The 1691-nt window shown below is 65.8% G+C and carries 2 protein-coding genes and 1 pseudogene; 1 reads left to right on the top strand and 2 read right to left on the bottom strand.

The annotated features are described in order from the left end of the window. Positions 1 to 36: 36 nt before the first annotated feature. Complete coding sequence (gene aroQ / locus ELR45_RS21690; protein ID WP_129668208.1) at positions 37 to 474, bottom strand: type II 3-dehydroquinate dehydratase; 438 nt, start codon at positions 472 to 474, stop codon at positions 37 to 39. 289 nt (positions 475 to 763) lie between these two features. Between aroQ and ELR45_RS21685 the strand changes: the two genes are divergently transcribed. Next, positions 764 to 1447, top strand: coding sequence for a GTP pyrophosphokinase (locus ELR45_RS21685; protein ID WP_129668295.1), 684 nt, complete (start codon positions 764 to 766; stop codon positions 1445 to 1447). A 36-nt stretch (positions 1448 to 1483) separates the two neighbouring features. Here the strand turns inward: ELR45_RS21685 and ELR45_RS41330 are convergent. Further along, positions 1484 to 1691: pseudogene (locus ELR45_RS41330) on the bottom strand (3-dehydroquinate synthase); the annotation flags it as partial.

Raw genomic sequence — 1691 nt, 5'->3', positions numbered from 1 at the left:
CCGGCAGGACCCCGCCCGCCGGTCCGGTCCACCGAATCAGCGGCTCTCGAGGCTGTGCAGGGCCTGCAGTGCCAGGTCGTACGAGTTCATGCCGAAGCCGGCGATGGTGCCGGTCGCGACACCCGCGACCACGCTCGTGTGCCGGAACACCTCACGGGCAGCCGGATTCGAGATGTGCACCTCGATCAGCGGCGCCGTCAGCTGTGCGCAGGCATCGCGGAGCGCATACGAGTAGTGCGTGAAGGCCGCCGGGTTCAGGACCACCGGCGTCCTGTCGTCCGCAGCGGCATGCAACCAGCCGACCAGCTCGGCCTCGTCGTCGGTCTGCCGCACTTCGACGTCCAGTCCGAGATCGAGGCCCGTCCGCTCGCAGCGTTTGGCGAGACCGTCGTACGACGTGTCGCCGTACACGTCGGGCTCCCGCGAGCCGAGCCGGCCGAGATTCGGACCGTTCAACACCAGCACCTTCTTCATCGCACCTGACCTTACAACCTGACGTTGTACAACGTCAGGTTGTACAAGGTGACGCGATGAACGTGACGGATCACCCAGCCCGCACCGCAGGGTTCACCGCCGTCGGCAGCCCCGATGCACATACAGTGGACAGGTGAGGAGTTCGACATCGTCGGCGGGTCAGGAGCGCGAGCCCTCCATCCCCGCCGCTCTCGCAAGCGCCGTCGCCCGATCGGCGAAGGATGCGTCCGTGGATGACCCGGTCGCCATCAAAGAGCTGCGGCAGCTGCGCGACGACTTCACCCGCTTCATGATGCAGTACAAGTTCGGCATGGAAGAGATCACCACGAAGATCTCGATCCTGCGCGAAGAGTTCAGTCACCTGCATGACTACAACCCGATCGAGCACGTTTCATCGCGCCTGAAGTCGCCCGAGAGCATCATTGAGAAGATCCAGCGCAAAGGGTGCTACCCGTCGTTCGAGGCGATCCGGGAGACCCTCACCGACATCGCCGGCGTCCGGGTGACGTGCAGTTTCGTCTCCGACACCTACCGTGTGTTCGACATGCTGGCTCACCAGCAGGACCTCCGGGTCATCGAGGTCAAGGACTACATCAAGGACCCGAAGCCGAACGGCTACCGCAGCCTGCACGCGATCGTCGAGATCCCGGTGTTCCTCTCCGACGGTGTCGTACCCGTCATCGTCGAGGTCCAGCTACGCACCATCGCGATGGACTTCTGGGCGAGCCTTGAGCACAAGATCTACTACAAGTACCAGCGGGAGGTGCCGCGGGAGCTCCTCGAGGACCTCGCCGCGGCCGCGCAGACCGCCTCCCATCTCGACGAGACGATGGAGCGTCTGCACAACGAGATCCGCGTGGTCGACACGCCGGACCAGCCCGGCGGGCCGGACGCCCCGGAGGATGAGGGCGTCGTCCCGGCCCAGACCGTCATCGAGCAACTCCGCGAAGCCCGCAAGCGCTTCACCGAATGAACCGACCCCTCGGGTAGTGCCGGCCTCTGACTCCCCTTACTCCGCCACCTCGGTGAAGGCCGCCGCCAGCAGCTGCGGGTCTGGGCCCTCGAGCATGCCGGGCCGGGCGAGACCGTCGAGAACGACGAACCGCAGCCGGTCGCCGCGGCTCTTCTTGTCCACGCGCATTGCATCCATAAGGCGTGGCCAAGCGTCCCCGCCGTACGACGTCGGAAGCCCCAGAGCCTGCAACACCGACCGATGC

Source organism: Phytoactinopolyspora endophytica (assembly GCF_004138495.1).
GTDB lineage: Bacteria > Actinomycetota > Actinomycetes > Jiangellales > Jiangellaceae > Phytoactinopolyspora > Phytoactinopolyspora endophytica.
Note: the sequence above shows the minus strand (reverse complement) of the source record. Positions and strands in the feature narration are given on the sequence as shown.